Origin of the sequence: Pandoraea apista (assembly GCF_001465595.2) — a bacterium.
Taxonomy (GTDB): Bacteria; Pseudomonadota; Gammaproteobacteria; order Burkholderiales; family Burkholderiaceae; genus Pandoraea; species Pandoraea apista.
The window spans coordinates 1296295-1320114 of sequence record NZ_CP013481.2; the positions used below are offsets into that span (position 1 = coordinate 1296295).

The window sequence follows — 23820 nt, forward strand, 5'->3', positions numbered from 1 at the left end:
CGAAAAGACAGACCGCGATGATACCACAAAAATCCCAGACAAATCAATCGCTTTAGTGATTAGGATGCGAGTCCCTGGCGGGAAACGTCTGTCGGAGATTCGGGGAAGGGACGGATTATAGCGCAAGCAATACGCGAACGCGACCCGAACGCCGAAATCTTGGGCAAATGTTGTTGTAAGCCATCACAGACCGCCGTTCTCGGCAAGCGAGTACACGCTATCGCCGGCCACGATGAAATGGTCCAGCAGACGAATCTCGAGCAAGGCGAGGGCGTCGCCCAACTGCCGGGTCAGCGCCAGGTCCGCTGCACTCGGGGTAGGGACCCCGGAAGGATGATTGTGCGCGACGATGACGGCTGCGGCATGGACATCGAGTGCGGCGCGCACGATCTCCCGGGGATACGCGCAGGTTTGCGTCAGCGTGCCCTCGAACATCACCCGGGTACTGACAAGCCGGTGGGCGGCGTCGAGAAACAGGCAGGCGAAGCGCTCGCGGGAGCGGTCCTGTAATGTGAGACGCAGATAGTCGCGTACTCGGGCTGGGGAATCGAGCAGGCTGCCCGACTGCAATCCTTCCCCGAGCATTCTGCGCGCGACTTCGAGCGCGGCCTGAAATTGCAGGCATTTGGCCTGCCCCAGTCCGGGGATCTGGCGCAAACTCTCGAAGGGCATGGAGAGCAACCGGGCGAGCGATCCGCTGCGGGCAAGTAATTCGCGCCCAAGATCGACGGCATTGCGGCCTTGCGAGCCGGTGCGAAGCAAAATTGCCAGCAATTCGGCATCGGACAGTGCGTTGGCGCCTCGGGCCAGCATTTTTTCACGGGGGCGCTCGGCGAGCGGCCATTGAGCGATGGACATGACGACTCCTGAACCGGGCACAGCCACGCGCATGATCGCGGGTGCCACTAATATGGAACACTGCCGCCGACCGAAAAAATCGGGGCGGCTTTGCCGGGGAGCCGGACGCGCAACGCGACGTCATTTACAATATTAGCTTGACCTTGCTGTGAGACCCCCATGAGTTCTGTTGCAACCCCCGTGGTTCAAGACGATTCCTATCTGACGCTCCACTATCGGATCGCTGCGCCCGACGGCGCGGATATTGTCAACACGTTTGAAGGCACACCGGCGACGCTGCAACTCGGTGGCGGCCAGATGGCCCCGACACTGGAGCAAGCGCTGCTGGGCATGGCGGTGGGGGAGAGGCGCCGGGTCGAACTGGCGCCCGAGCAGGCCTTCGGCCCGCGCAATCCGGAACTGTTGCAACGTGTCTCGATGAAGACGCTGGAGGAAAACAGCAACTTCGGCGAAGCATATAGCGTTGGGGATCTGGTCGAGTTCAACGCGCCAAGCGGTGGCCGCTATGCGGGCATCCTGCGCGAACTGGGCGACGGCTGGGCATTGTTCGACTTCAACCATCCGCTGGCCGGCCAGCCGATCGTGTTCGAGGTTCAGATTATCGGCATTCTGTAGGAATCGAAATGAGCGCCACCCAAGTCGTAGCACCGACATTGTCGGATGCGGAAATTCTGCTGGCTCAGCCGCGTGGCTTTTGCGCGGGCGTTGACCGTGCCATTGAGATCGTCGAGCGCGCACTGACGATGTACGGCGCGCCGATTTATGTGCGCCACGAGATCGTGCACAACGCGTACGTGGTCGAAAACCTGCGCAAGAAGGGCGCGATTTTCGTCGAGGAACTGACGGACGTGCCGCCGGGTAACACGCTGATCTTCAGCGCGCACGGTGTGTCGCAAGCGGTGCGTACCGAGGCAGAAGCTCGCGGTCTGCGTATTTTCGATGCGACCTGCCCGCTCGTCACGAAGGTGCACGTCGAAGTCGCGAAGATGCGCAGCCAGGGGCTCGAGATCATCATGATCGGCCACAAGGGCCACCCGGAAGTGGAAGGCACGATGGGCCAGTCGGGCGAGGGCATGTTCCTCGTCGAGACGATTGAGGACGTGCTGGCACTACAGGTCGCGAACGAGGATAAGCTTGCCTACGTGACGCAGACCACGCTGTCGGTCGACGACGCTGCCGAAGTTATCAACGCGCTCAAGAAGCGTTTCCCGCGAATTACCGAGCCGAAGAAGCAGGACATCTGCTACGCGACGCAGAACCGCCAGGACGCCGTGAAATTCATGGCGCCGCAGTGCGACGTGGTTGTGGTCGTTGGCAGCCCGAACAGTTCCAATTCGAATCGCCTGCGTGAAGTCGCCGAAAAGATGGGCGTGCCGGCCTATATGGTCGACTCGCCCGATCAGCTCAAGCCGGAGTGGTTCGACGGCAAGCGCCGCATCGGTGTGACGGCGGGCGCCTCGGCGCCGGAAGTGCTGGCGCAATCGATCGTGTCGCGTTTGCGCGAACTGGGCGTCAATCAGGTCAAGGTACTCGACGGCGTGGAAGAAAACATTGCTTTCCCGCTGCCCAAAGGGCTCGTACAGGTCGCAGTCGGCTAAGCGCCGTCCGCGCAACCAGACCAACAGGCCAGCGGCAACGCCGCATGGCTCACAAACCGGGTGTCGCATCGTGCGGCCCCGGTTTTTTTATTGCCTCATTCCCGTTCCTGCCCTTTTGCGCATATCTCCCGTCGCCGCCTGACCTCACGCCGGCCATGCAACGGATCTCCGGTCTCCTTCCCAGTCACTTCATGCAGCGAAATTGACTGCGGCATTTGTGCATTTGTTTGTAGTTTTTTGCTAAAAATACGCATACCAATTTTCCTTCTTTTTGATGTCTTATCAGTCAAAACCAATGGCATCAATTATTAATTCAACGAATAAAGAATTGGGTTGAAGCTGGGCTTTCCGGTTTTCCGGAATCTAATTATTTATATACCCACTTAATTAGAATAACTGCTCAAATTGGTACAGGCACGCTAATTGCTTATTAGCTTGATGTGGCGGTAAAGCCCATTAATGGTGCATCGGTTGCACCATGAGGCCGCTCGGGCTGGTGCGCCCGAGTGCGTAAAACTTTTAACAAATCCGGGGTTGCGCTTTTGAAAAGTTAGGGTTGCACAAGTCGGTATAAAACCTTAGTCCTCCATTATGGAAAACCCTGTGGCGTCGGGCGTCGCAGCCGCAAAGAATGGAGTTACAATGCGCGCGTTTCGCATACGAAACATCGAATTGGCGTTTTTGGCGTTATTAAACCGCCGACAATCAGGAGATAATCAAATGCAACTCAAGTTCGCGAAGGTACTGCCCGTAGTCGCCGCAGTGACGCTGTTGGCGGCCTGCGGTCAGAAGGAAGAAAAGCAGGCCGATTCGGGTGCCGCTTCTGCACCTGCCGCGACGACTGCCGCCAGCGGGGGCGGCGATGCGGTTGTAATTAAGATCGGGCACGTTGCACCGCTGACGGGCCAAATTGCTCACTTGGGCAAAGATAACGAAAATGGTGCACGCCTGGCCATTGAAGAGGCCAATAAGGCTGGCCTGACCATCGACGGCAAACCGGTCAAGCTGGAACTGGTGGCCGAAGATGACGCCGCCGATCCGAAGACCGCAACGCAGGTTGCCCAGAAGCTCGTCGACGAAAAGGTCGTCGCTGTGGTGGGTCACTTGAATTCCGGTACGACGATTCCGGCATCGAAGATCTATAGCGATGCGGGCATCGTGCAGATCTCGCCGTCGGCAACCAACCCGGCATACACCCAGCAGGGCTTCAAGACTGCCTATCGTGTAGTCGCAACCGACGCTCAGCAGGGTCCCGCACTGGCCAACTACGCCACCAAGGCGCTGGGTGCCAAGTCGGTGGCCATCGTCGACGACGCAACGGCCTACGGCAAGGGCCTGGCCGACGAGTTCGAGAAGACCGCGAAGGCCAACGGCCTGAAGGTGCTCTCGCACGATGCGACCAACGACAAGGCGACGGATTTCCGCGCCATTCTGACGAAGATCAAGGGTGAGCGTCCGGACATCATCATGTACGGCGGTATGGATGCGACCGGCGGCCCGTTCGCCAAGCAGTCGAAGGAACTGGGTATCGGTGCCAAGGTGCTCGCCGGCGACGGCGTGTGTACTGACAAGGTGGCCGAACTGGCCGGCGACGCCATCGACAACATCGTTTGCTCGGAAGCGGGCATGGCGCTGTCGAAGATGGAAGGCGGTGCGGACTTCTCGAAGCGCTACGAAGCCCGTTTCAACCAGCCGATCCAGATCTACGCCCCGTTCACGTATGACGCTGTCAACGTGATCATCGACGCCATGAAGCGTGCCAACTCGACCGATCCGGCGAAGATTCTCGCAGCGATGCCGGCGACCGACTACAAGGGTGTTATCGGTCACATCGCGTTCGACAGCAAGGGCGACATGAAGGAACCGGTGATCACGCTCTACAACTACAAGGACAAGAAGAAGAGCGTGCTCGACGTGGTGAAGATGTAACTCCCGGGCGCTTGCGCCATGAAACGGCACCGGTGCCTACCCGTTCGGTGCCGTTTCTTTATCTGCGGAACGATGCCGTGCCTGCATGACGGGCACGGCCCCCCTCCTGACACAGGATTACGCCTCATTACCCGCAGTTCTCTCGACCCCCTCGCACGCCCTATCGGGCACGCGTGTCGAGAGCCCGTTTTCGGGACAAGGAGTTAGCTTCATGGATATTTTTATCCAACAAATCTTGAACGGCCTCGTGCTTGGTAGCGTGTACGCGATCATTGCGCTGGGTTATACGATGGTCTACGGCATTCTGGGCATCATCAACTTTGCCCACGCCGATGTGATGATGATTGGCGCGATGGTCGCGCTATCTACCATCAACCTGTTGTTGAAAGTCGCGCCGGACATGAACCCGGCGCTTATGCTGGCCATCGCCACGCTGGTGTGTATGCCCGTGTGCGCGCTGACCAACTTCGTGATCGAGCGCGTGGCTTACCGGCCGTTGCGCAATGCGCCGCGTCTGGCGCCGCTGATCACGGCCATTGGCGTGTCGCTGCTGTTGCAGACGATCGCCATGTTGATCTGGTCGCGTAACCCGCTGTCGTTCCCGCAACTGCTGCCCACCGACGCCATGACGATCATTCCGCAGCGCGGCGATCATCCGGGCGCCGTGACCAACGGCACCGGTATCGTGATCGTGGTGGTCGCATTCCTCGTGATGTTCGGCCTGACGCAGCTCGTGAACCGCACCAAGCTCGGACGCGCCATGCGCGCGACGGCGGAGAACCGCAACGTTGCGGGCCTCATGGGGGTGAATCCCAACTTCGTGATCTCGGCCACGTTTGCACTGGGGGGGGCTCTCGCAGCGCTCGCGGGCGTCATGATGGCGTCGAATTACGGTAATGCCCACTTCTACATGGGCTTCATTCCCGGAATGAAGGCGTTCACGGCGGCGGTGCTCGGCGGTATCGGCAACCTGCAAGGCGCCATGGTCGGCGGCGTGCTGCTGGGCCTCATTGAAGCATTGGGTGCGGGCTACATCGGCGATCTCACCGGTGGCGTGTTCGGTAGTAACTATCAGGACGTGTTTGCTTTCGTCGTTCTGATCATCGTGCTGGTGTTCCGTCCGAGTGGTCTGCTCGGCGAACGCGTGGCCGATCGTGCATAAGCGGGAGGTCGTCACATCATGAATCAACCTGTGCAAACCTCCGCGCCGGCCACGCAGATTTCTGCGGCGGCGGCCACACGCAAGGCCTATCGCGGCCTTGCGTTCTTCCTGATCGCAGCCGTTATCGCGCCTGTGCTCGTCGGCTATGCCGGCGGCAACTACTGGGTGCGCGTGCTCGACTTTGCGCTGCTCTACATCATGCTCGCGCTGGGCCTGAATATCGTGGTGGGCTTCGCCGGCCTGCTCGATTTGGGTTACATCGCGTTCTATGCGGTGGGCGCGTACGTCACGGCGTTCCTCAGCTCGCCTCACCTGACCACGCAGTTCGAGTGGATCGGGCATATGTTCCCGGGCGGTCTGCATGTGCCTGTGTGGTTCACCATACCGATCGGGGCGGCGGTCGCGGCGATCTTCGGCATTTTGCTCGGCGCGCCGACGTTGCGACTGCGCGGGGACTATCTGGCCATCGTGACGTTGGGCTTCGGCGAGATCATCCGTATCTTCATGAACAACCTCGACCGGCCGGTGAATATCACCAATGGCCCGAAGGGGATCACCGGTATCCAGCCCGCGTCGTTGTTCGGCTTTGACTTCTCGAAAGCGCATGAATTCTTCGGGTTCAAGGTCAACTCGGTGTACATGTACTACTACCTGTTCGTGTTCCTCGCGCTGGTCATTGCGTTCGTCTGCGTACGCTTGCAGCACTCGCGTATCGGCCGCGCCTGGGTGGCGATTCGTGAAGACGAAATCGCCGCCAAGGCCATGGGGATCAACACGCGCAACATCAAGTTGCTTGCGTTTGCCATGGGGGCGTCGTTCGGCGGCGTGGCGGGTGGCATGTTCTCCGCGTTCCAGGGCTTCGTTTCGCCTGAGTCGTTCACCTTCTGGGAGTCGATCGTCGTGCTCTCCATGGTGGTGCTCGGCGGCATGGGTCATATTCCGGGCGTGATTCTGGGCGGTGTGCTGCTCTCGGCCTTCCCCGAGATCCTGCGCTCGACCATGGGCCCGTTGCAGATGAAGTTGTTCGGTAGCGTCATCGTCGATCCCGAAGTGATCCGGCAGTTGCTGTACGGTCTGGCCATGATTCTGATCATGCTGTACCGTCCGGCCGGCCTGTGGCCGTCGCCGCGTCCGGAAGAACGGACTCTGTAAGCCGAGGGAGATGACCTGAATATGAGCGAACAAATTCTTCTGTCCGTCAAGGGCGTGAACAAGCGCTTCGGCGGTCTGCAGGCTCTCACGGATGTGGGGCTGGAGATCAAGCCGGGGCAAATCTATGGGCTGATCGGCCCGAACGGTGCGGGCAAGACCACGTTTTTCAACGTGATCACCGGCCTCTACACGCCGGATTCCGGCGAATTTACGCTCGACGGCAGTACCTACAAGCCGACCGCCGTGCACGAAGTGGCGCGCGCGGGGATTGCCCGCACGTTCCAGAACATTCGCCTGTTTGGCGGCATGACCGTTGTTGAGAACGTGATGGTGGGTCGTCACGTGCGCACGAAGATGGGCGTGATCGGTGCGATTGTGCGTTACCCCGGCGCGAAGGCCGAGGAGCGCGCCATTCGCGATCGCGCGATGGAGTTGCTCGAGTACGTGGGCGTGGCGAAATACGCCAACTACACGGCGGCGAATCTCTCGTATGGCCACCAGCGCCGTCTCGAGATTGCGCGTGCGTTGGCGACCGATCCGAAGCTGCTCGCGCTCGACGAGCCGGCGGCCGGCATGAACGCCACGGAGAAGGTCGAGCTGCGCGGGCTGCTCGACAAGATCCGCAGCGACGGCAAGACGATCCTGCTCATCGAGCACGACGTGAAGCTGGTGATGGGCTTGTGCAACCGCATGACGGTGCTCGATTACGGCAAGGTGATTGCCGAAGGTTTGCCGCAGGATGTGCAGAAAAATCCGGCGGTGATTGAAGCGTATCTCGGTGCAGGAGGCCATTGATGAGCGCAATGTTGACGATCAAGGGCCTGAAAGTCGCTTACGGCGGGATCAAAGCGGTCAAAGGAATCGACCTGCATATCCAGCCGGGCGAACTGGTCACGCTAATCGGCGCGAACGGTGCGGGCAAGACGACCACCATGAAGGCGATCACGGGGCTGTTGCCGTGGGCCGAGGGTGACATCGAGTATCTGGGCAAGTCGATTCGCGGCGTGAAAGCGTTCGATCTGCTCAAGCAAGGTCTCGCCATGGTGCCGGAGGGGCGCGGCATTTTCACGCGCATGACGATCCTCGAGAACATGCAAATGGGCGCGTATTTGCGCAACGACAACGCGGGTATCAAGCAGGACGTCGACAAGATGTTCGGCATTTTCCCGCGTCTGAAAGAGCGTAAGGATCAGCTCGCCGGCACGCTCTCGGGCGGTGAGCAGCAGATGCTGGCGATGGCGCGTGCGCTGATGAGCCAGCCCAAGCTGTTGCTGCTCGACGAGCCGTCGATGGGCCTCTCGCCGATCATGGTCGAGAAGATCTTCGAGGTGGTGCGTACGGTGTCGGGCGAAGGCGTAACGGTGCTGCTCGTTGAGCAGAACGCGCGCTTGGCGCTGCAAGCCGCGCATCGTGGCTATGTGATGGACAGCGGACTCGTCACCATGACCGGTGATGCGAAGGACATGCTCGACGACCCGAAGGTGCGCGCCGCGTATCTCGGGGAGTAAGCACTCAGCGAGCATGAACGTCCGACGCAAGCCGGACGTTAAGCCAAGGGCGCCGGAGGCAACTCCGGCGCCCTTGGTGTTTTTGCGTCGCACGACGGCGTGAGGTTGAAGCGTGAGGCGCCGCTCCGGTGCGACGCACGATGGCGCCCCGCTATTGCAACACCGAGACGTTGGCGACCGAGGCGAGCGGCAACCGTTTGCCGAGGCTCACGACATCGTCCGCCGCATAACCGTGCGCGGTATAGAACGCCAGCGCATCGCGCGATTGCGTGAGCACTTGCAGATTGAGCTTCAGGCAACCGCGTTCGGCCAGTGCGATTTCCGCGTGACGCAGCAACGCGCTCGCCACGCCGCGACGGCGTAATACGCGCGCAACGGCCAGCGAGTAGACCCAGCCGCGGTGCCCGTCGTAACCCGCCATGACCGTGCCTGCGATTTTGTTGTCGCGCACGGCGACGAAGAACAGCCCGTCGCGCATGGCCATCTTGTTGGCAATCGAGCGTCGCGGCTCGCGATGCGGCTTGTCCGGCGAGTTGTACTCCGGGAACGCCTCGCGCCAGAGTGCGATCACGGCGTCGGTATCGGTGTTATCGAATGTCCGGATGTGAATGTCGGCGGGCGTGGCGATCATGACGCTTCCTGTTTGTCTGTGTAGATGTCGGGACGATGGATTTGCATCATTTTGTTCACCGGGCCGAGTGGCTCGAAGCCGTAGCGGGCATAGAGACCTGCGGCGTCGGTGGTGGCGAGCAGAAAGCGGCGTAGCTGTTGCAGCGCCGGGTGTGCGAGCACGTTCTCGCACAAACGCTTGCCGATTCCCAGCCCTCGCATCGACGGGTCGACGAAGACGTCGGCCAGATAGGCGAACGTTGCGCGGTCGGTAATCACGCGCGCGAACCCGACCTGATGCGCCGGGCCGCCTTCCACCTGCGTCGCATAGGCGCCGAAGCACAATGAGTGGGAAATGGCGCGCATAAGGGTGTCCTTGGGAATGTCCTTGGCCCACTGCGTCTGCGTCGAGAGCGCGTGATGGATGAACCCGATGTCGAGCCGCGCCGGATCGGTGGAAATTTCGACGATGGCGTCGCCGGGCGGCGTCGGGCGCCCTTGACTGAGATCGTTCATGGAAGGTGTCTCCTGTGCGATAGCGCCCGCATTGCGCGGCCCGGGAGTCGCCGGGCGCGCGGCAGGCGTCGGTCCGGCGTGTCAGCCGGATGTCCTCATGGAATCGTCAAACGTGTTTGGCGAGCAGCGTGTCGAGCATCGAAAGCATCTGGTCGATCTCGTCGCGGCTCACATTCAGCGCAGGCATGAAGCGCAGCAGGTGGGGGCGCGGCGAGTTGAGCAACAACCCGTCCGGCGTTGCTTCGCGCGCGGCTTCAACCAGTTGCGGGCCGATGTCGCGCCCAAGCATCAGCGCGCGCAGCAAGCCGGCCCCGCGTTCGCCCTCGCCGCCGTAGCGCGACGACAGATGCTGCAAGCCGGCGCTCAGATAGTCCGCCTGTGCGCGCACGAATTCGAGGAAGCCCGGCGCGCTGAGCGTGCGCATGACCGCAAGGCCCACCGCACACATGAGCGGGTTGCCGTTGTATGTGCCACCCTGATCGCCCGGCTGGAACACGGCGAACTCGTCGCCGCAGAGCATGGCGGCCAGCGGCACGCCGCCACCGATGCCCTTGCCGAGCGTCATGATGTCCGGCACGATGCCAGCCTGCTGATGCGAGAAGAGGGTGCCCGTGCGCCCGCACCCTGTTTGCACTTCGTCGACGATCAGCAACAACCCGCGCGCTTTCGTGAGTTCGCGCAATGCCTTCATAAACGCCTCGGTGGCCGGCACGACGCCGGCTTCGCCCTGAATCGGCTCAAGCATCACGGCGACGGTGTCCGGGCCGATGAGTGCTTCGACCGACGCGATATCGTTCATCTCGGCCTTCGGAAAGCCCGGCACTTGCGGCGCGAAGATGGTATCCCAGCCCGGCTTGCCGCTTGCGGACATGGTGGCAAGCGTGCGGCCATGGAAGGCATTTTTGAAGGTAATGATCTCGAAGCGGGCGTTGCCCGAGGCGCCCGGATGCAACTGGCCCCACTTGCGCGCGAGTTTGATGGCGCTTTCGTTGGCTTCGGCGCCGCTGTTGGCGAAGAAGACCTTGCCGAGTCCCGAGAGGTTGGCGAGCAGGTCGGCCAGCTCGATCATCGGCACGTTGTAGTACGCGGGGCTGGGGTTGAGCAGCATCGCGCCTTGCGTGGCGAGGGCGTCGCGCATGACCGGGTGGCAATGCCCGAGGCTGTTCACGGCCCAGCCCTGAATGAAGTCGAGATATCGCTTGCCGTCGTGGTCGTACAGCCAGCCCCCCTTGCCGTGCGTGAATACGAGGTCCGGGCGCGAGGTGATAGGCAGCAACGCCTGGGTGGCGAACTCCGAGAACTTGGCGTTGCGTGTCGATTTGGGCGCGGTCGACGACGGGATGGCGGAAGAGGCTGACGAATTGGCAAGCGACATGAAGGTCTCCGAAGGGCGAAGGTGAGAGAGACGGGAAATAAAAAAAGCCACGGGGGTTGCCCGTGGCTTCGCTGTGCTTGAGAACCTGCGTGTTATCGCAGTCGATAGCGTGCCGCGCGGCATCCCGGTTGGGGCAGCGTACGGCGACGTCGGATCGAGGCGATGGCAATCAGGTTCATGTCGGCAAGCATAAGGGGCTCACGCGGCGCTTGTCAAAGGGTATGCACGGACTGTGGCGTGCGTGCATCTTTGCGGGCGGCATGTGTCTCCCGTCTCACTGATTACTGACCGCCGCCGGGGTTGTCGGCTTCGGTCGTGAAGGCGTCGGCGAAGAACGCGTCTTCCGGCAAGTGGTGATGCGCGATGAAGTCGCGGCGCGCCGCCTCCACCATCACTGGCGCACCGCAAGCGTAGACTTCGTAGCCCGACATATCCGGCAGGTCTTCGGCCACGGCGCGATGCACGAAGCCTGTACGGCCCTGCCACTGGTCTTCCGGTGCGGCCTCCGAGAGTACCGGCACGAACCGGAAGCCGGGAATGTCACGCGCCCACTGTTCGGCCAGCTCGCGCAGGTAGATGTCCTTCAACTGTCGCGCGCCCCAGTAAAGCGTCATCGGGCGATCGAGGCCCTTATGGACGGCGTGCTCGACAATGGCTTTGATCGGTGCGAAGCCGGTGCCCGAGGCGAGCAACACAATGGGCTTGTCCGAGTCTTCGCGCAGGAAGAATGTGCCCAGCGGCCCTTCGAAGCGCAGGATCTCGCGCTCCTTCATGTGGTTGAAAACGTGATCGGTGAACGCGCCGCCGGGCATGTGGCGCAGGTGAAGTTCGAGGAAGCCTTCTTCGTGCGGCGCCGTCGCCATCGAATAGCTGCGCCGTTTGCCGTCTTTCAGGATGAACTCGATGTATTGGCCGGCGAGGTACTGGAAGCGCTCGTTGGCAGGCAATTGCAGACGCATCACGATGACATCGTCGGCGCGCCGCTCAAGAGCGTTCACGCGGCACGGCAGGCGTTTGACCGGAATGTCGCCGATGCCTTTGACTTCGCGCGATTCGATGACGAGATCCCCTTTGGCATGGGCACAGCACAGCAACGCAAAGCCGCGCGTTTCTTCGTCTTTCGTGAGCGCCGAGGCGGAGTGCGCACCGTGTTCGACGCTGCCTTCGACCAGCTTGGCCTTGCAGGAACCGCAGCCGCCGTTCTTGCAGCCGTAAGGCAGGCCGATGCCCTGACGCAACGCAGCGGAGAGCACGGCCTCGCCGTCTTCGACCTGAAACTCGCGCCCGCTCGGCACGAGAGAAACGTTGTAAGCCATACTACAATCCGAAAAATGAAAAATTCGTCGAAATCCTTCGGTCGCCCGCGCCTGCTGGTCGTAGGCTGCGGCGACGTCGGCATGCGTGCGCTGCCGGCCCTCGTCAAACGTTTTCGCGTTTTTGCCGTGACGTCCAGCAACGCCCGTCATGCGGCGTTGCGCGCGGCGGGGGCTGTCCCCGTCGTCGCGAATCTGGACGATGCGGCGAGCCTGCATCGCATAAGCCGTCTTGCCCCGCGGGTGCTGCATCTGGCTCCCCCGGCGGGGGTTGCCGGCAGTGGCTCGCTAGACCTGCGCACGCGCCGTTTGCGCGCGACGCTGGCACGTCCGCCGAAGCCCGTCATTGTACCCGAGGGGGGGCAACGGGCCTTGTCGCACCTGCCACGAGCCCCCCGTCGCGTGCTGGTCTACGCGAGCACCAGCGGCGTGTACGGCGACTGTGGCGGTGCGCTCGTAGATGAGACCCGCACGCCGCAGCCGCGTTCGCCACGCGGGCAGCGCCGCGTGGATGCCGAGGCGACGATACGCGCCCTCGGCCGTTCGTCGACCCATTCTCGTTCGGTTCGCCGGTGGCTGGCCGCCGGACCGGGCCGCAGCAGGGCGCCAGCGGCAACGGGCACGCGCGCCGCGTGGCGGCACACCGAGCACGCCCGAGCCCCCTGGCGGGCCTCTATCGTGCGAATTCCGGGCATTTACGCGGCAGACCGTCTCCCTGTCGCGCGTTTGCAGCGCGGCACGCCGGCCTTGCGGGCGAGCGACGACGTTTTCACCAATCATATTCACGCCGACGATCTCGCTGCGATCCTGATTCGCGCGATGTGGCGCGGCAAGGCACAGCGGGTGGTGCACGCGAGCGACGATACCGAGTGGCGCATGGGGGAGTATTTCGACCATGTGGCCGACGCGCTGGGGCTGGCCCGCCCGCCGCGCATCTCGCGCGACGAAGCCGCCCGCGTGCTGGAACCGACGCTGCTGTCGTTCATGTCGGAGTCGCGTCGGCTCGCCAACACGCGTCTCAAGCGCGAGTTGGGATATCGGCTGATGTACCCCGACGTGGCTACGCTGCTGGCGACGTTACCTCCCGCACCACCGTCGAGCGAGGCCGCCTGAGCCTCGCCGAGGGTGAGTCATCGTCAGTCATCGGTTCCCAGCGTACCGCCCAGCGCCTTGACGAGCGAGAGTGTCGCGTCGATCTGACCCAGCCGCGACTGCGCCGTGTTGCGGCGCGCCTGACGGGCAAGCCGCTGCGCGTCGAGCCAGCTTTGCAGATCAATGTCCCCGGCACGGTAGCGGGCGCTGGACAGGTCCGCCGCGCGCTGCGCCAACGTCGCGGCGCTGGCGAGCGACGCGTACTGCACCGACGTGCGCTCGCGTGCCGAGAGCGCGTCTTCGACTTCGGTGAGCGCCGTGAGCAGGGTGCTGCGGAACGTGGCGACCGCTTGTTCGTAGTCGTTGCGGGCGAGCGCGGTAGTGAAGCGCGCCGTCTGGACTTGCAGGAACGGCATGGTCAGCGTGGCCGCGAGCGTGCCCACGGGGTTGGCCAGCAGGCGCGAGAGCGAATCGCTCCCGGTGGTGGCTGCGCCGTTGAGCGTGATCGACGGATAGAACGAAAGCCGCGCGGCATCGACATCGGCCAGACGCGCACGCACACGGGTCTCGGCGGCGGCGAGATCGGGGCGTTGCGCCAGTAACGACGCGGGCAATCCCGGCGCAATGTCGGGCAGATGTGCGGGGGCGAGCGTGGCGCTTTCGGCAAAGCGTGTCTGTGCGGGAAGGCCCAACGCGTTGGCGAGCGAATGACGTGCCGTGTCGCGCAGCCGCTCCCATTCCGCCAGCGTGCCTGCCAGGGCATCGCGATCCTGCTGTGCCTGTACCGCATCGATTGCCGAGACGGCCCCGGCGCGCCGGCGGGCGTCGACCAGCGCCACGGTCCGCTCGGCGGCGGTGAGATCCTCGGCGGCGCTGCGCACGTTCTCGTTCAGATACGCCACCCGCCAATAGAGCGATGCGACCTGACTCGACAGCGAGAGCGCGGCTGCGCGCCGATCCCATGCACTGGCGGCGGCTTGCCACTGGGCCGCGTCGCGTTGCGCAGCGAGCTTGTGCCACAGATCGATCTCGTAGCTGATGCCAATGCTGGCGCCCGACATCGTTTGTGTCTGCCCGCTGTAGGCGAGCGCGGCCTGGCCGCCGTCCAGCGCGCGCGATTTGGCGCCGGTCACGGTGCCGGAGAACTGCGGCCAGCGATTCGCGCCGGTCAGCCCGGCTTGCAGCGCGTCGCGATCCGCCTGCAATGCCTTGAGAGCGAGCCCGGGGTTGGTCGCCAGCGCCTGTCTGACGAGTGTGTCGAGTTGCGGGTCGCGGAACGCTTGCCACCAGGGATCGATAGTGTTGTCGTCGCGTAGAGGCGCGTTGTCGGTGGTGCTGTGCGCGCCATCGAGCGGCGTGCCGAATTGTGCGGGGACAGGCAGCGCGGGGCGTTCATAGTCCGTGCGTGTCAGACTGCACCCGGCGAGCATGGCGGCGACGGCGACGGCTGCGGCGCAGAGCGACAGCAGCGTCGGCATCTCGGCCAGTGTGCAGCGTGCGTGAAGACGTCTGGAAAAGCGAATCATCGAATCCGTCAAAAAGACCCCCGCGCGCGACACCGAATCGCGCGCGGGGTATAAAGCCATCCCGAGCCAGAGGGGGGCGCTGCGGGACGGTTGGGGGTAAATCAAAATCACTCGCGCGCCAGGGCGTCGACCGGGTCGAGCCGCGCGGCACTGCGCGCGGGCCACCAGCCACTCACGACACCGATGGCGCATGAACACATCACTGCGGCGGTAACCGTGCGCACCGAAAACACCACGGCGACTTGCGGCACGAGGGCCGCCACGAGCCAGCCGATCGCGCAGGACAGCGCGACACCGACGGCGCCGCCCATCAGGCAGACGAGCACCGCTTCGATCAGGAACTGCCGGAGAATGTCCTGACGGCGCGCGCCGATGGCGCGTCGAATGCCGATCTCACGGGTGCGTTCTGTGACCGATACCAACATGATGTTCATCACGCCAATGCCGCCCACCACGAGCGAGATCAACGCCACGAACGAGAGCAGCAGTGTGAGCATCTGGCTCGTGCGCGAGATCGACTTCACGATGGTGTCCATGTTGAACGTGAAGAAGTCTTTCTGACCGTGCGCCCGCGTGAGCGCGCGGATGATGCCGACCTCGGCCGCCGCCGGCGGATGCCCGTCGAGAATCCGCACGGTGATCGACTCGAGATGCTGCTGCCCCGCCAGACGGCTCGCCACCGTCGTCCACGGAACATAAACGTTGAGCGAGCGGCTCACGAACATCGACGAGCGATCGCGCACCACACCGATGATTCGCAATGGCAGGGACCCTGCGAGCACGGTCTGACCGATGGGATCGCCACCATTCGGCATGAGCTTCCTCAGCGTGTTTTCGCCGAGAAGCGCCACTTGCGCCTGACGCTCGACTTCCGCAGCATCGAAGCTGCGCCCGCGCGCGAGCTTCAGGCCGTTCGCCCGCAGGAAATCGGCGCCTTCGCCATGCACCTGCGCGTCGGTGTCGAGACGCCCGAAACGCATGCGCGCGGTACGCGGCCCGACTTGCGGTGTCACGCTGTCGGTGTACGGCTGGGCCGCGAGCAGGGCGGCGTCGCGCGGCAGCAGCGTGCGAATCTCGGCGGCCTTGTCGTCGTTGAAATCCTTGCCGCGGATCACGGTGATCGTGTTGGGCGCGATATTGCCGATGTCGTTGAGCACGCGTTGCTTCGTGCCCTCGCCGATGGCCGAGAGCGACACGACCGACGTGATGCCGATGACGATGCCGAGCATCGTCAGTCCGGTGCGCAGCCGGTGCGACGCCAGCGCATGCCACGCCATCGACAGGCTTTCCGAGAACGTCGGCCAGCCACGTAGCCAGCCAGTGAGAGATCCGGCGCGAGGGCGGCTCGCGGCGGCCGCCGGGTCCCGCTCCCGGGCGCTTTTGCGCGATGTCTCGTATCGCTTCGTGTCGACTGGATCGGAGGGCGGCCGGTGACGCGTATCGCCTGGGTTGTCTGGTTCGTCCTGCGCGCTCGGCGCGATCGGATCGTTCAGGCGATCGCGCACGATCCGGCCGTCGGCAATCTCGATGATGCGTTGCGCCCACGCCGCCACGCCGGGATCGTGGGTCACGAGAATGATCGTATGCCCGCGTGCATGCAATTCGCGCAGGATCTGCATGACCTCATGGCCGCTCCGGCTGTCGAGCGCGCCGGTCGGTTCGTCGGCGAGTATGATGTCGCCCCCGTTCATCAGCGCCCGCGCAATGCTCACGCGTTGCTGCTGCCCGCCCGACATTTGCGATGGCCGATGCGACAGATGTTTGCCGAGTCCAAGGCGCTCCAGCAGTGCTGCCGAGCGTGCAGCGCGGCGCTCCTTAGGCGAGCCGGCGTACACGGCGGGCACTTCGACATTACCTTGCGCCGTGAGATGCCCCATCAAATGGTAACGCTGGAAGATAAAGCCGAAGTGCTCGCGCCGACGTGCGGCGAGTGCATCGTCGCTGAGCGAGGCGACGTCGTGGCCGTCGATTTCGTAGCGTCCGCTGCTGGCCCGGTCGAGGCAGCCGAGCACGTTCATCAGTGTCGACTTGCCGGAGCCTGACGGCCCCATGATCGCCACCATTTCGCCGCGCCCGATCTCGAGTTCCACGTCGCGCAGTACGGTGACGGCGCCTACGCCCTCGCCGAACGTGCGCGAGATGCCCGTGAGGCGCAGCAACGGGGCGGCGGTGCGGGTCACAGCAGGCTCCCGGTATCGCCGCCGCCGGGCGGTGCATCGGTCGGATCGGCGGTCACGACCCGATCGCCTTCGGACAAGCCGTCGAGCGCCTGCGCCGTGAGCCGGTTATCGAGCCCGATCTTGACCCAGCGCGCGTGCGCGTCGCCGTGCTTGTCGAGCACGCGTACGCGATAGCGGCCGTCGGCGCGCTTCTCGCCGAGGGCGACCGACGGAAACGTCAGCGCATTGGCAATGCGCGCGCGCACGATCGAGACCTGCGCAGTCATGTCGGGACGCAGTACGCCGTTCGGGTTCGGCACGTCGAAGAGCGCGTTGAAAAAGATCGCGTTGTTGATCTTCTCGGGCGAGGGCTGAATGACACGCAGCCGGCCTTCATAGCGCGTTTCGGGAGCGCCGAGAATCGTGAAATACACATGCTGGCCTTCGCGGATACGCACGACGTCGGCCTCGGACACCTGCGCGCGAATGGTCATCATCGTCAGATCGGCGACCTTCAGTATGGTCGGGATCTGATAGATCGCCGTGACCGTTTGACCTTCTTGCGTGGTGATGGCCGTGACCGTTCCGCTGATCGGTGCGGTGATGCGCGTGTGCGACAGGTTCGTGCGGGCTTTGTCGACCTTCACGTTCTGCTGACGGATTTGCGAGTCGAGCGATGCCAGTTCGGCCGTCAGGGCGTCGGACTCGGTGCGCGCCTTTTCCAGATCGCGTGGCGAAGTGGCGTCGTCGCGGGCCAATTGGCGCTGGCGTGCCAACTCTCGCTGGGCCTGCGCCTGACGAATCGCCTTGGCGCGACGATCCGCCACCAGCGTGGTGAGCCCGGCGCTCGCTTCGCGCAGATCGTTGTCGCTCGATGTCGGATCGATTTCCGCGAGAAGTTGCCCCTTGGTGACGTGATCGCCGAGCACCACCTTGAGCGAGCGCAACTGCCCGTTGGCCTGCGAGCCGACCTCCACCTGCCTGATGGGTTGAAGCACGCCCGTGGCAAGCACGGCGTCTTCGAGATCGCCGCGCGTGACTTTCGCGCTGAGATACGCGGGCGGCTTTGGGTGCGGCCACAGCCAGATAGCGAGACCGCAAATAGCAACGAGCGCCGCCACGCCGAACTTGCGACGGCGCGTAAGACATGCAAGGGGGAACACAGTGAAACGCTTCATCGATCGGAAATCAGCCCATGGATTCCGCAATGTGCGGACCTGTGGCGATCCTAATCAATGGGGGCGTTGCAAACTGTTTTCAGTTGTTGGGACTTTGTGAACAGAGTTGACCTGCGCGCGAGGTCACGGCAAGGGACGGGCGCCAGCGGGCAAGTCGGGATGTTCGGGCGTTGGATAAGTCAGACGCGGCAGGGGCGCGCCCGGACGTCGCACCACCACCTGGTCGACCACCGCTTCCACATCGGCGGTCTCACCCAGCGCCTTGAGGAATTTCGCCAGGGCAAAGCCGGGGGCGATACACCCCTGTACGACGACGATGCGGCGTTGAAATGTCAACCAGAGCGATGTTTGCGTGGCCCACGGAATATCGGCGGCAATGCTTGAGAGTCGTCGCTGGGCGGCTTCGGCGATCTCCGCGTCGTAGCGATAACTGTTCGACAGCCGGCAGCGTCCTTCGAGCCAGCAGTGATTCCCCTTTTCGATACGGTGATGCGCGTCGGCCAGCCAGTCGGATTCGCGCATGGCGGGGCCAAGTGGAATGGGACAGTCGGGGATGGCTGTGGAAATATGGAGAAAGGGATCGTGGCCGAAATTCTGCACGGTCGCGGCGGCCGGCATACCGGAGACCGGGCCCGATGCCCCGCCGGCCCCGTCTGACAAGGCGTTCGGGGCGGCCGGGGCAGAGGCGTTTAACGAGAGCGCCGTCATCAGGACGATTGCGCTGCGACTGCACAGTGTGAAGATTGCCCGGCACATGCTGCCTCCCGTGCGACATGCAAGCAATGTGGATAATGCCGTGGTATCGGCGCGCACGCGGCGAAATGGATATAATTGCACGCTATATCGCTTAACGTCGCCTAAATATCTGGCTTCTCGGTATTTGACGGCTTGCCACGCCGATATCCGGGGGCGATCGACCTTACCAATCCTTTCTGAAATAAGGATTAGGCGCCATTTTATAAGATGCTTCGGCCAACGCGAGACTGGACGGGCGGGCAAACTGCGGTGTATCTCGACACCGAAGGAGCATCAGTCATGTCCATGGGGATTGGCGCGCCGGGTGCGGCGCTGCATCGCGCCTGGCGTTTGCCGGGGCAGGGATCTGCCGCGACGGTCGGTACACACCGGGCAACGTCGTCGCCGGATCGATTTACGAATGCGCTGCGGGCGCTCTCCAGTACGCCGGAGCCACCCGCCGTGACGCAAGACAGTGCCGTGCAACTGTCGCAAGACGCGCGCGCACCGCGTCAAACTTAAATTACCGAGAGAATTTCATGAGTCTGCATGTTCTGCTGGTCGATGACGATCCTGTCGTTCGCGACCTCTTGCGCGAATTGCTGCATGCCAATGGCATGCAGGTCTCGGTGCTTCACAACGGTGCGTCGCTGCTGCGCCGGCTCGAACTCGAGCGGCCGTCGGTGATTCTGCTCGACATCATGATGCCGGAGCGCGATGGCCTGCGGGCGTTGCAGGATCTGCGCGCCGCCGGCGAAGACATCCCGGTCATCATGCTCTCGGCGCGCGGCGGTCCGCTCGACCGGGCACTCGGGCTGGAATTGGGCGCGGACGACTATCTCGCCAAGCCCTTCGATCCGCGCGAGTTGCTGGCCCGCATTCACGCGGTGCTGCGCCGTCGCGGGCCGGTGGCCGCCAGCGCGCCCGATGCACGCGCGCCGTACCGTTTCGGCCCGTTCGAACTCGATTTCTCGCTGCGCACATTGCAGCGCGAGGGCGAGCGTCTGCCGCTGCGCGATACGGAATTCGCCATGCTCAAGGCGTTCACGCAGCATCCGATGCAGGTGCTGCCGCGCGTGAAGCTGCATGCCATGCTCTACGGCGACGGAATTGCGTTCCGCGATCGCAGTCTGGACGTGCCGGTGTGGCGTCTGCGGCGTCTCATCGAAACCGACCCGTCGGAGCCGCGTTACATCCAGACGATTCGCGGCAAGGGCTACGTGTTCGTGCCTGGCGGCGAATTGTCCGAAGGTGCGACGTCCGACGCGCGTGAGCGATCCGGTGGTGAGGACGTTGGCGATGGCGAGAACCACAGCGACAGTGGCAGCGCGTTGTCGCTCGCTCCGTCGGCATCGGTCAACAAGCGAACGGTGCGCGGCTGGCGGGAGTCGGTTGCGTGAATCTGCGCTGGCCGCTGCGCGACTCCCTGTTCGCGCGCATGGCATGGCTGGGCATTGCCGTGTTGCTGGTGATGCATCTGGTGTGGAGCGCGCTGGTGTTTTACCAGCGTCCGCGCCAGCAGGTGGACGGCTTCGCCCGCGGTTTGCTGGTTGCGATTCAGAGCGTGGACCAGCGGGCGGTCGCCCCCGGTAGCCTTGCACCGCCGCACGGGCTTCGGCGCGTGCCGCTGGCGCAAGCCCCGGCCTTTGCCGATGGTGCGGACGACGAGCGTGCTGCCCGACTACGTCAGGAACTGCTCTCGCGATTGCCGCCGGGTACGCAGTTGCACATGGTCAACGAGCGCAAGCGAGGCAGCCTGTGGGTCTTGCTGCCGCAGCACACCGAGTGGATCGTGATCGGCCTCGACTTGCCGCCGATGCCGCCGTTCGTGCGCGAGACGGTAGGCATTCTGATCGGCGCGGTGTTGCTGGCGTTGCTGATGGCATGGCAAATGCAGCGGCCGATTGCGCGAGTGGCGCAAGCGGCGCGCGTGATTGCGCGGGGGCGCCGCCCGGCGTTGTTGCCCGAGCAGGGGCCGCATGAGTTGCGCGACCTCACGCACGCCTTTAACGACATGGCCAAGCGGCTTGCCGAAGCCGAAGACAATCAGGCAATCATGCTCGCCGGCATTGCGCACGATTTGAAGTCGCCGCTCACGCGGTTGCGTTTGCGCGCCGATCTGATCGACAGCGAGAGTTCGCGCGACGGGTTCGTGCGCGACATCGCATCCATCGATCACATCGTGCAGCAGTTTCTCGCTTACGCGCGCGACGAAGCCGATACGAGTCCGCAGGTGGGTGTCGACGCGTTTCTGCGCGAGCAATTCCCGGCAGACGAAGACGAAGGCAACGGCGTTGCGGCTGCACCGGCCAGTGCAGACCCGGAAGCGGACGCCTCGCTGTTCGTTTGTCATTTGCGTGCCGGCCCGGGCTTCACGTTGCCGCGAACGCTGCTTGACCGGGTGATGTCCAATCTTGTCGACAACGCGCTGGAGCACGGTGAGGCGCCGGTGCGTCTGGCAACGTGGTGCGAGGGTGCCGAGGGATATATCGAAGTGAGCGATTGCGGGGCCGGAATCCCCGACGATCAGGTGGCGCTGGCGATGCGGCCGTTCGTGCGGCTGGACGCATCGCGTGGCGGGGAAGGCCATTGCGGACTGGGTCTGTCGCTGGTCGGGCGGTTGGTCGAGGGACTGGGCGGCACCGTGCGTCTGGACAAGGCGCAGGGCGGTGGTCTGCGGGTCACGCTGCGTTTGCCGCTGACTTCGGCGAACGGGCCGGCGGGCGCTCAGGCCGCCTGAGCGGTTCGAACGCTTGCCGGATTATCCGGCTCGAAGGGCTCAGGCGCTGCAATGTGCCGTCCGAGCCGTCCGAGCCGTCTGAATCGTCATCACGCAACCGACCTCAGTAAATCTCCGGCACGATCATTTCATCCGCCACCGGGTGACGAATGTAATCCTCGCTGCGCGCACGCTCGGGCAGTACGACGGGCGAGCGCTCTACGTCGTGATACGGCACTTGCGCCAGCAGGTGATGAATGCAATTCAGCCGCGCGCGTTTTTTGTCGTCTGCCTGCACAATCCACCACGGCGCTTCCGGAATGTGGGTGCGCTCGAGCATCACTTCCTTGGCGTGCGTATAGCTCTCCCAGCGACGACGGCTTTCCAGATCCATCGGGCTGAGCTTCCACTGCTTGAGCGGGTCCTGAATGCGAGCGAGGAAGCGCGCCTCCTGCTCTTCGTCGGAGATCGAGAACCAGTACTTGACGATCTGGATACCGCTGCGCACGAGCATCTTCTCGAACTCGGGCACCGAGCGGAAGAACTCTTCGTATTCGCCTTCCGTGCAGAAGCCCATCACGTGTTCCACGCCTGCGCGGTTGTACCAGCTACGGTCGAACAGCACGATTTCGCCGGCGGCGGGCAGGTGCTGGACATAACGCTGGAAGTACCACTGCGTGCGCTCGCGATCGTTGGGGGCGGGCAGGGCTGCCACGCGGCACACACGAGGATTCAGGCGCTGTGTAATGCGCTTGATCGCACCGCCCTTGCCGGCGGCATCGCGACCTTCGAAGATCACCACGAGCCGATGACGGCTGCGCATGACCCAATCCTGCAACTTGACGAGTTCGCCTTGCAGACGGAACAGTTCGCGGAAATATTGCAGGCGATCGCTGCGTGCCGCGTCGGTCAGATCGTTGAGGCCGGGCAGACGAAGGTCGTCGATCTCCATCTCGATCTCTTCGTCGTAGCTGTCGATCAGATCATCTTGGAGGCGACGCGCTAGCGAGGCGTCGTGGTCGGCGTCGGAATCGAATTGGGTCATGGCGACGATCTCTTACGGGCCAGAAAACACAAAAGGCACCCTTGTATCCTGGGTGACGGCAGGCAGACGTTGCGCGATATCGCATGCAAGGTATGCCCGAGAATCCGTTCCGAGTATGCGACGATTTTATGACACCCGCATGGCGTTGATGAACACGGTTCGGCCGGATTTGCCGTCGAAGCCCGCTGGGCGGGCGTGAGCGGCCTTGGCAGTGTGGGGTTTGATTGTCACGAAAATGAAATGTGACATTGTCATGATGTCCGATCCCACCGCGCTGCGGTGCGGGTCAGGCCATTCCCCACGTTCGTTCAGACACAGCGCGCATGTTCGCCGACCTAGTTCACAACGCTTATGGCTGCGATCAGGCTGGCCTGATCTACGGCTACCGCTTTACCGATGGCGCGCCGCCCGAACCGATCGATTCGGCCGAGGCGCTCGGGTGGCTGGCGCAAGGTGCGCGCGCGGAGGGCTTCCTCTGGCTGCACTTCAATTTCGCGCACGCCGCGTGCGAGAAGTGGCTGCAACAGCACCTGAGCCTGCCTCACGAATTCTACGAGAGCCTGAGCGAAGGTTCGCGTTCCACGCGCATTGAACATTCGGACGACTGGCTGCTTGCCGTGATCAACGACGTTATTTTCGCCTTCGATATTGCGCAATCGGAGATCTCGACGCTACGTGTCGCCGCTAACGCCCGCCTGCTGGTGACCGGGCGCGTGAAGCCGCTGCGATCGATCGACAAGCTGAGGGCGTCGGTCAAACGCGGCGAAGCCTTCCGCTCGCCGCTGGCGTTGCTCGTGCATTTGCTGCGCGATCAGGCGGATGTGCTTGAACGTATCGTGTGTGAGACGAGTCGTCGTGTGGATACCGTTGAAGATCGCTTGTTACAGCAACGTATCGAGAGCAATCGCGCAGATTTGGGCTCGTTGCGCCGGGTGCTGGTGCGATTGCAGCGGCTGCTGGCGCCCGAGCCCGCGGCGCTCTTTCGACTGCTGAGCCGCCCTCCGGTGTGGGGGCATGCCGAAGATGTGCAGGAGTTCCGTCAGGCGACGGAAGAGTTCGCGGTGGTGCTCAGCGACCTGTCTGCACTGCTGGAGCGGATAAAACTGCTGCAAGAAGAGATCGCGGCGATGGTCAGCGAGCGCACCGAGCGCACGATCTACACGCTCACGGTCGTGACCGTACTCGCCTTGCCCATCAATATCGTGGCAGGTTTTTTCGGCATGAACGTGGGGGGTATTCCGCTCTCGGATCATCCGCACGGCTTCTGGGTGCTGGTCGCCATTGTGGCGACCGGAACTGCCGCTGCCGGCGGGTGGGCGTTCCGGCGCCGCCCGGATTGAGTGACG

21 protein-coding genes and 1 pseudogene are annotated in these 23820 nt (G+C 63.4%); 12 read left to right on the forward strand and 10 right to left on the reverse strand.

Features of this window, described 5'->3' with window-relative positions; all coding sequences use genetic code 11:
* Positions 1 to 183: 183 nt before the first annotated feature.
* Positions 184 to 858 carry a RadC family protein gene (gene radC, locus AT395_RS06060; protein ID WP_048627841.1) on the reverse strand — a complete coding sequence of 225 codons (675 nt, stop codon included), beginning with the start codon at positions 856 to 858 and terminating at the stop codon, positions 184 to 186.
* Between the two features lie 159 nt (positions 859 to 1017).
* Between radC and AT395_RS06065 the strand changes: the two genes are divergently transcribed.
* The 7 genes from AT395_RS06065 to AT395_RS06095 all read left to right on the forward strand — a co-directional run bounded on the left by AT395_RS06065 (position 1018) and on the right by AT395_RS06095 (position 8207).
* On the forward strand, positions 1018 to 1473 hold the full coding sequence (locus tag AT395_RS06065) for an FKBP-type peptidyl-prolyl cis-trans isomerase (protein ID WP_042112635.1): 456 nt from the start codon (positions 1018 to 1020) through the stop codon (positions 1471 to 1473).
* Between the two features lie 8 nt (positions 1474 to 1481).
* Positions 1482 to 2456, forward strand: coding sequence for a 4-hydroxy-3-methylbut-2-enyl diphosphate reductase (gene ispH / locus AT395_RS06070; protein ID WP_042112634.1), 975 nt, complete (start codon positions 1482 to 1484; stop codon positions 2454 to 2456).
* A gap of 720 nt (positions 2457 to 3176) precedes the next feature.
* On the forward strand, positions 3177 to 4385 hold the full coding sequence (locus tag AT395_RS06075) for a branched-chain amino acid ABC transporter substrate-binding protein (RefSeq protein ID WP_042112633.1): 1209 nt from the start codon (positions 3177 to 3179) through the stop codon (positions 4383 to 4385).
* A gap of 211 nt (positions 4386 to 4596) precedes the next feature.
* Positions 4597 to 5547, forward strand: a complete 951-nt coding sequence (locus AT395_RS06080; RefSeq protein WP_042112632.1) for a branched-chain amino acid ABC transporter permease — start codon at positions 4597 to 4599, stop codon at positions 5545 to 5547.
* Between the two features lie 18 nt (positions 5548 to 5565).
* Complete coding sequence (locus tag AT395_RS06085; protein WP_042112630.1) at positions 5566 to 6699, forward strand: ABC transporter permease subunit; 1134 nt, start codon at positions 5566 to 5568, stop codon at positions 6697 to 6699.
* Positions 6700 to 6720: 21 nt separating this feature from the next.
* Entirely contained in the window at positions 6721 to 7494 is a 774-nt protein-coding gene (locus AT395_RS06090; protein WP_039367441.1) for an ABC transporter ATP-binding protein, read from the forward strand.
* The gene (locus tag AT395_RS06095) at positions 7494 to 8207 is read left to right on the forward strand and encodes an ABC transporter ATP-binding protein (RefSeq protein ID WP_042112628.1); all 714 of its coding nucleotides are present in this window, start codon (positions 7494 to 7496) and stop codon (positions 8205 to 8207) included. The genes AT395_RS06090 and AT395_RS06095 overlap by 1 nt, the downstream gene beginning before the upstream one ends.
* 151 nt (positions 8208 to 8358) lie before the next feature.
* Here AT395_RS06095 and AT395_RS06100 read toward each other — a convergent pair whose 3' ends face one another.
* From AT395_RS06100 to AT395_RS06115, 4 genes are all read right to left on the reverse strand, one after another.
* A complete protein-coding gene (locus AT395_RS06100; protein ID WP_048627840.1) occupies positions 8359 to 8838 on the reverse strand; it encodes a GNAT family acetyltransferase in 480 nt (159 codons plus the stop codon).
* Positions 8835 to 9332 (reverse strand): GNAT family N-acetyltransferase, encoded by a 498-nt coding sequence (locus AT395_RS06105; protein WP_042112626.1) that lies wholly within the window; start codon positions 9330 to 9332, stop codon positions 8835 to 8837. The genes AT395_RS06100 and AT395_RS06105 overlap by 4 nt, the downstream gene beginning before the upstream one ends.
* Positions 9333 to 9438: 106 nt before the next feature.
* The gene (locus AT395_RS06110) at positions 9439 to 10707 is read right to left on the reverse strand and encodes an acetylornithine transaminase (RefSeq protein WP_224787418.1); all 1269 of its coding nucleotides are present in this window, start codon (positions 10705 to 10707) and stop codon (positions 9439 to 9441) included.
* Positions 10708 to 10988: 281 nt separating this feature from the next.
* A complete protein-coding gene (locus tag AT395_RS06115) occupies positions 10989 to 12023 on the reverse strand; it encodes a CDP-6-deoxy-delta-3,4-glucoseen reductase (RefSeq protein ID WP_042112624.1) in 1035 nt (344 codons plus the stop codon).
* Positions 12024 to 12038: 15 nt separating this feature from the next.
* On the opposite strand from AT395_RS06115, the gene AT395_RS06120 reads away from it, so the two are divergent.
* Positions 12039 to 13133 (forward strand): Rossmann-fold NAD(P)-binding domain-containing protein, encoded by a 1095-nt coding sequence (locus AT395_RS06120; protein WP_048627839.1) that lies wholly within the window; start codon positions 12039 to 12041, stop codon positions 13131 to 13133.
* 23 nt (positions 13134 to 13156) lie between these two features.
* Here AT395_RS06120 and AT395_RS06125 read toward each other — a convergent pair whose 3' ends face one another.
* From AT395_RS06125 to AT395_RS06140, 4 genes are all read right to left on the reverse strand, one after another.
* On the reverse strand, positions 13157 to 14638 hold the full coding sequence (locus AT395_RS06125; protein WP_167370717.1) for an efflux transporter outer membrane subunit: 1482 nt from the start codon (positions 14636 to 14638) through the stop codon (positions 13157 to 13159).
* A 107-nt stretch (positions 14639 to 14745) separates the two neighbouring features.
* A complete protein-coding gene (locus AT395_RS06130) occupies positions 14746 to 16818 on the reverse strand; it encodes a MacB family efflux pump subunit (RefSeq protein WP_048627837.1) in 2073 nt (690 codons plus the stop codon).
* Positions 16815 to 17975, reverse strand: a complete 1161-nt coding sequence (gene macA / locus AT395_RS06135) for a macrolide transporter subunit MacA (RefSeq protein WP_042112620.1) — start codon at positions 17973 to 17975, stop codon at positions 16815 to 16817. The genes AT395_RS06130 and macA overlap by 4 nt, the downstream gene beginning before the upstream one ends.
* Positions 17976 to 18098: 123 nt before the next feature.
* Entirely contained in the window at positions 18099 to 18593 is a 495-nt protein-coding gene (locus AT395_RS06140) for a hypothetical protein (protein ID WP_052765406.1), read from the reverse strand.
* Between the two features lie 417 nt (positions 18594 to 19010).
* Between AT395_RS06140 and AT395_RS06145 the strand changes: the two genes are divergently transcribed.
* From AT395_RS06145 to AT395_RS06155, 3 genes and pseudogenes are all read left to right on the forward strand, one after another.
* Positions 19011 to 19232, forward strand: coding sequence for a hypothetical protein (locus tag AT395_RS06145; protein ID WP_048627836.1), 222 nt, complete (start codon positions 19011 to 19013; stop codon positions 19230 to 19232).
* Positions 19233 to 19249: 17 nt separating this feature from the next.
* Positions 19250 to 19978, forward strand: a pseudogene (locus AT395_RS06150) (response regulator); the annotation flags it as partial.
* A gap of 128 nt (positions 19979 to 20106) precedes the next feature.
* Positions 20107 to 21450, forward strand: coding sequence for an ATP-binding protein (locus AT395_RS06155; protein WP_048627835.1), 1344 nt, complete (start codon positions 20107 to 20109; stop codon positions 21448 to 21450).
* A gap of 103 nt (positions 21451 to 21553) precedes the next feature.
* Here the strand turns inward: AT395_RS06155 and ppk2 are convergent, their stop codons facing one another.
* On the reverse strand, positions 21554 to 22474 hold the full coding sequence (ppk2, locus tag AT395_RS06160; RefSeq protein ID WP_048627834.1) for a polyphosphate kinase 2: 921 nt from the start codon (positions 22472 to 22474) through the stop codon (positions 21554 to 21556).
* 323 nt (positions 22475 to 22797) lie between these two features.
* On the opposite strand from ppk2, the gene AT395_RS06165 reads away from it, so the two are divergent.
* Positions 22798 to 23814: a transporter gene (locus tag AT395_RS06165; RefSeq protein ID WP_048627833.1), complete on the forward strand. Its 1017-nt coding sequence runs from the start codon at positions 22798 to 22800 to the stop codon at positions 23812 to 23814.
* The last annotated feature ends 6 nt before the right edge of the window (positions 23815 to 23820 follow it).

What these genes read in the sequence shown, in the direction of transcription:
- radC (WP_048627841.1), bottom strand. Translation starts at nt 858, where the DNA reads ATGTCCATCGCTCAATGGCCGCTCGCCGAGCGCCCCCGTGAAAAAATG.
- AT395_RS06065 (WP_042112635.1), top strand. Translation starts at nt 1,018, where the DNA reads ATGAGTTCTGTTGCAACCCCCGTGGTTCAAGACGATTCCTATCTGACG.
- ispH (WP_042112634.1), top strand. Translation starts at nt 1,482, where the DNA reads ATGAGCGCCACCCAAGTCGTAGCACCGACATTGTCGGATGCGGAAATT.
- AT395_RS06075 (WP_042112633.1), top strand. Translation starts at nt 3,177, where the DNA reads ATGCAACTCAAGTTCGCGAAGGTACTGCCCGTAGTCGCCGCAGTGACG.
- AT395_RS06080 (WP_042112632.1), top strand. Translation starts at nt 4,597, where the DNA reads ATGGATATTTTTATCCAACAAATCTTGAACGGCCTCGTGCTTGGTAGC.
- AT395_RS06085 (WP_042112630.1), top strand. Translation starts at nt 5,566, where the DNA reads ATGAATCAACCTGTGCAAACCTCCGCGCCGGCCACGCAGATTTCTGCG.
- AT395_RS06090 (WP_039367441.1), top strand. Translation starts at nt 6,721, where the DNA reads ATGAGCGAACAAATTCTTCTGTCCGTCAAGGGCGTGAACAAGCGCTTC.
- AT395_RS06095 (WP_042112628.1), top strand. Translation starts at nt 7,494, where the DNA reads ATGAGCGCAATGTTGACGATCAAGGGCCTGAAAGTCGCTTACGGCGGG.
- AT395_RS06100 (WP_048627840.1), bottom strand. Translation starts at nt 8,838, where the DNA reads ATGATCGCCACGCCCGCCGACATTCACATCCGGACATTCGATAACACC.
- AT395_RS06105 (WP_042112626.1), bottom strand. Translation starts at nt 9,332, where the DNA reads ATGAACGATCTCAGTCAAGGGCGCCCGACGCCGCCCGGCGACGCCATC.
- AT395_RS06110 (WP_224787418.1), bottom strand. Translation starts at nt 10,707, where the DNA reads ATGTCGCTTGCCAATTCGTCAGCCTCTTCCGCCATCCCGTCGTCGACC.
- AT395_RS06115 (WP_042112624.1), bottom strand. Translation starts at nt 12,023, where the DNA reads ATGGCTTACAACGTTTCTCTCGTGCCGAGCGGGCGCGAGTTTCAGGTC.
- AT395_RS06120 (WP_048627839.1), top strand. Translation starts at nt 12,039, where the DNA reads ATGAAAAATTCGTCGAAATCCTTCGGTCGCCCGCGCCTGCTGGTCGTA.
- AT395_RS06125 (WP_167370717.1), bottom strand. Translation starts at nt 14,638, where the DNA reads ATGATTCGCTTTTCCAGACGTCTTCACGCACGCTGCACACTGGCCGAG.
- macA (WP_042112620.1), bottom strand. Translation starts at nt 17,975, where the DNA reads ATGAAGCGTTTCACTGTGTTCCCCCTTGCATGTCTTACGCGCCGTCGC.
- AT395_RS06140 (WP_052765406.1), bottom strand. Translation starts at nt 18,593, where the DNA reads ATGCCGGCCGCCGCGACCGTGCAGAATTTCGGCCACGATCCCTTTCTC.
- AT395_RS06145 (WP_048627836.1), top strand. Translation starts at nt 19,011, where the DNA reads ATGTCCATGGGGATTGGCGCGCCGGGTGCGGCGCTGCATCGCGCCTGG.
- ppk2 (WP_048627834.1), bottom strand. Translation starts at nt 22,474, where the DNA reads ATGACCCAATTCGATTCCGACGCCGACCACGACGCCTCGCTAGCGCGT.
- AT395_RS06165 (WP_048627833.1), top strand. Translation starts at nt 22,798, where the DNA reads ATGTTCGCCGACCTAGTTCACAACGCTTATGGCTGCGATCAGGCTGGC.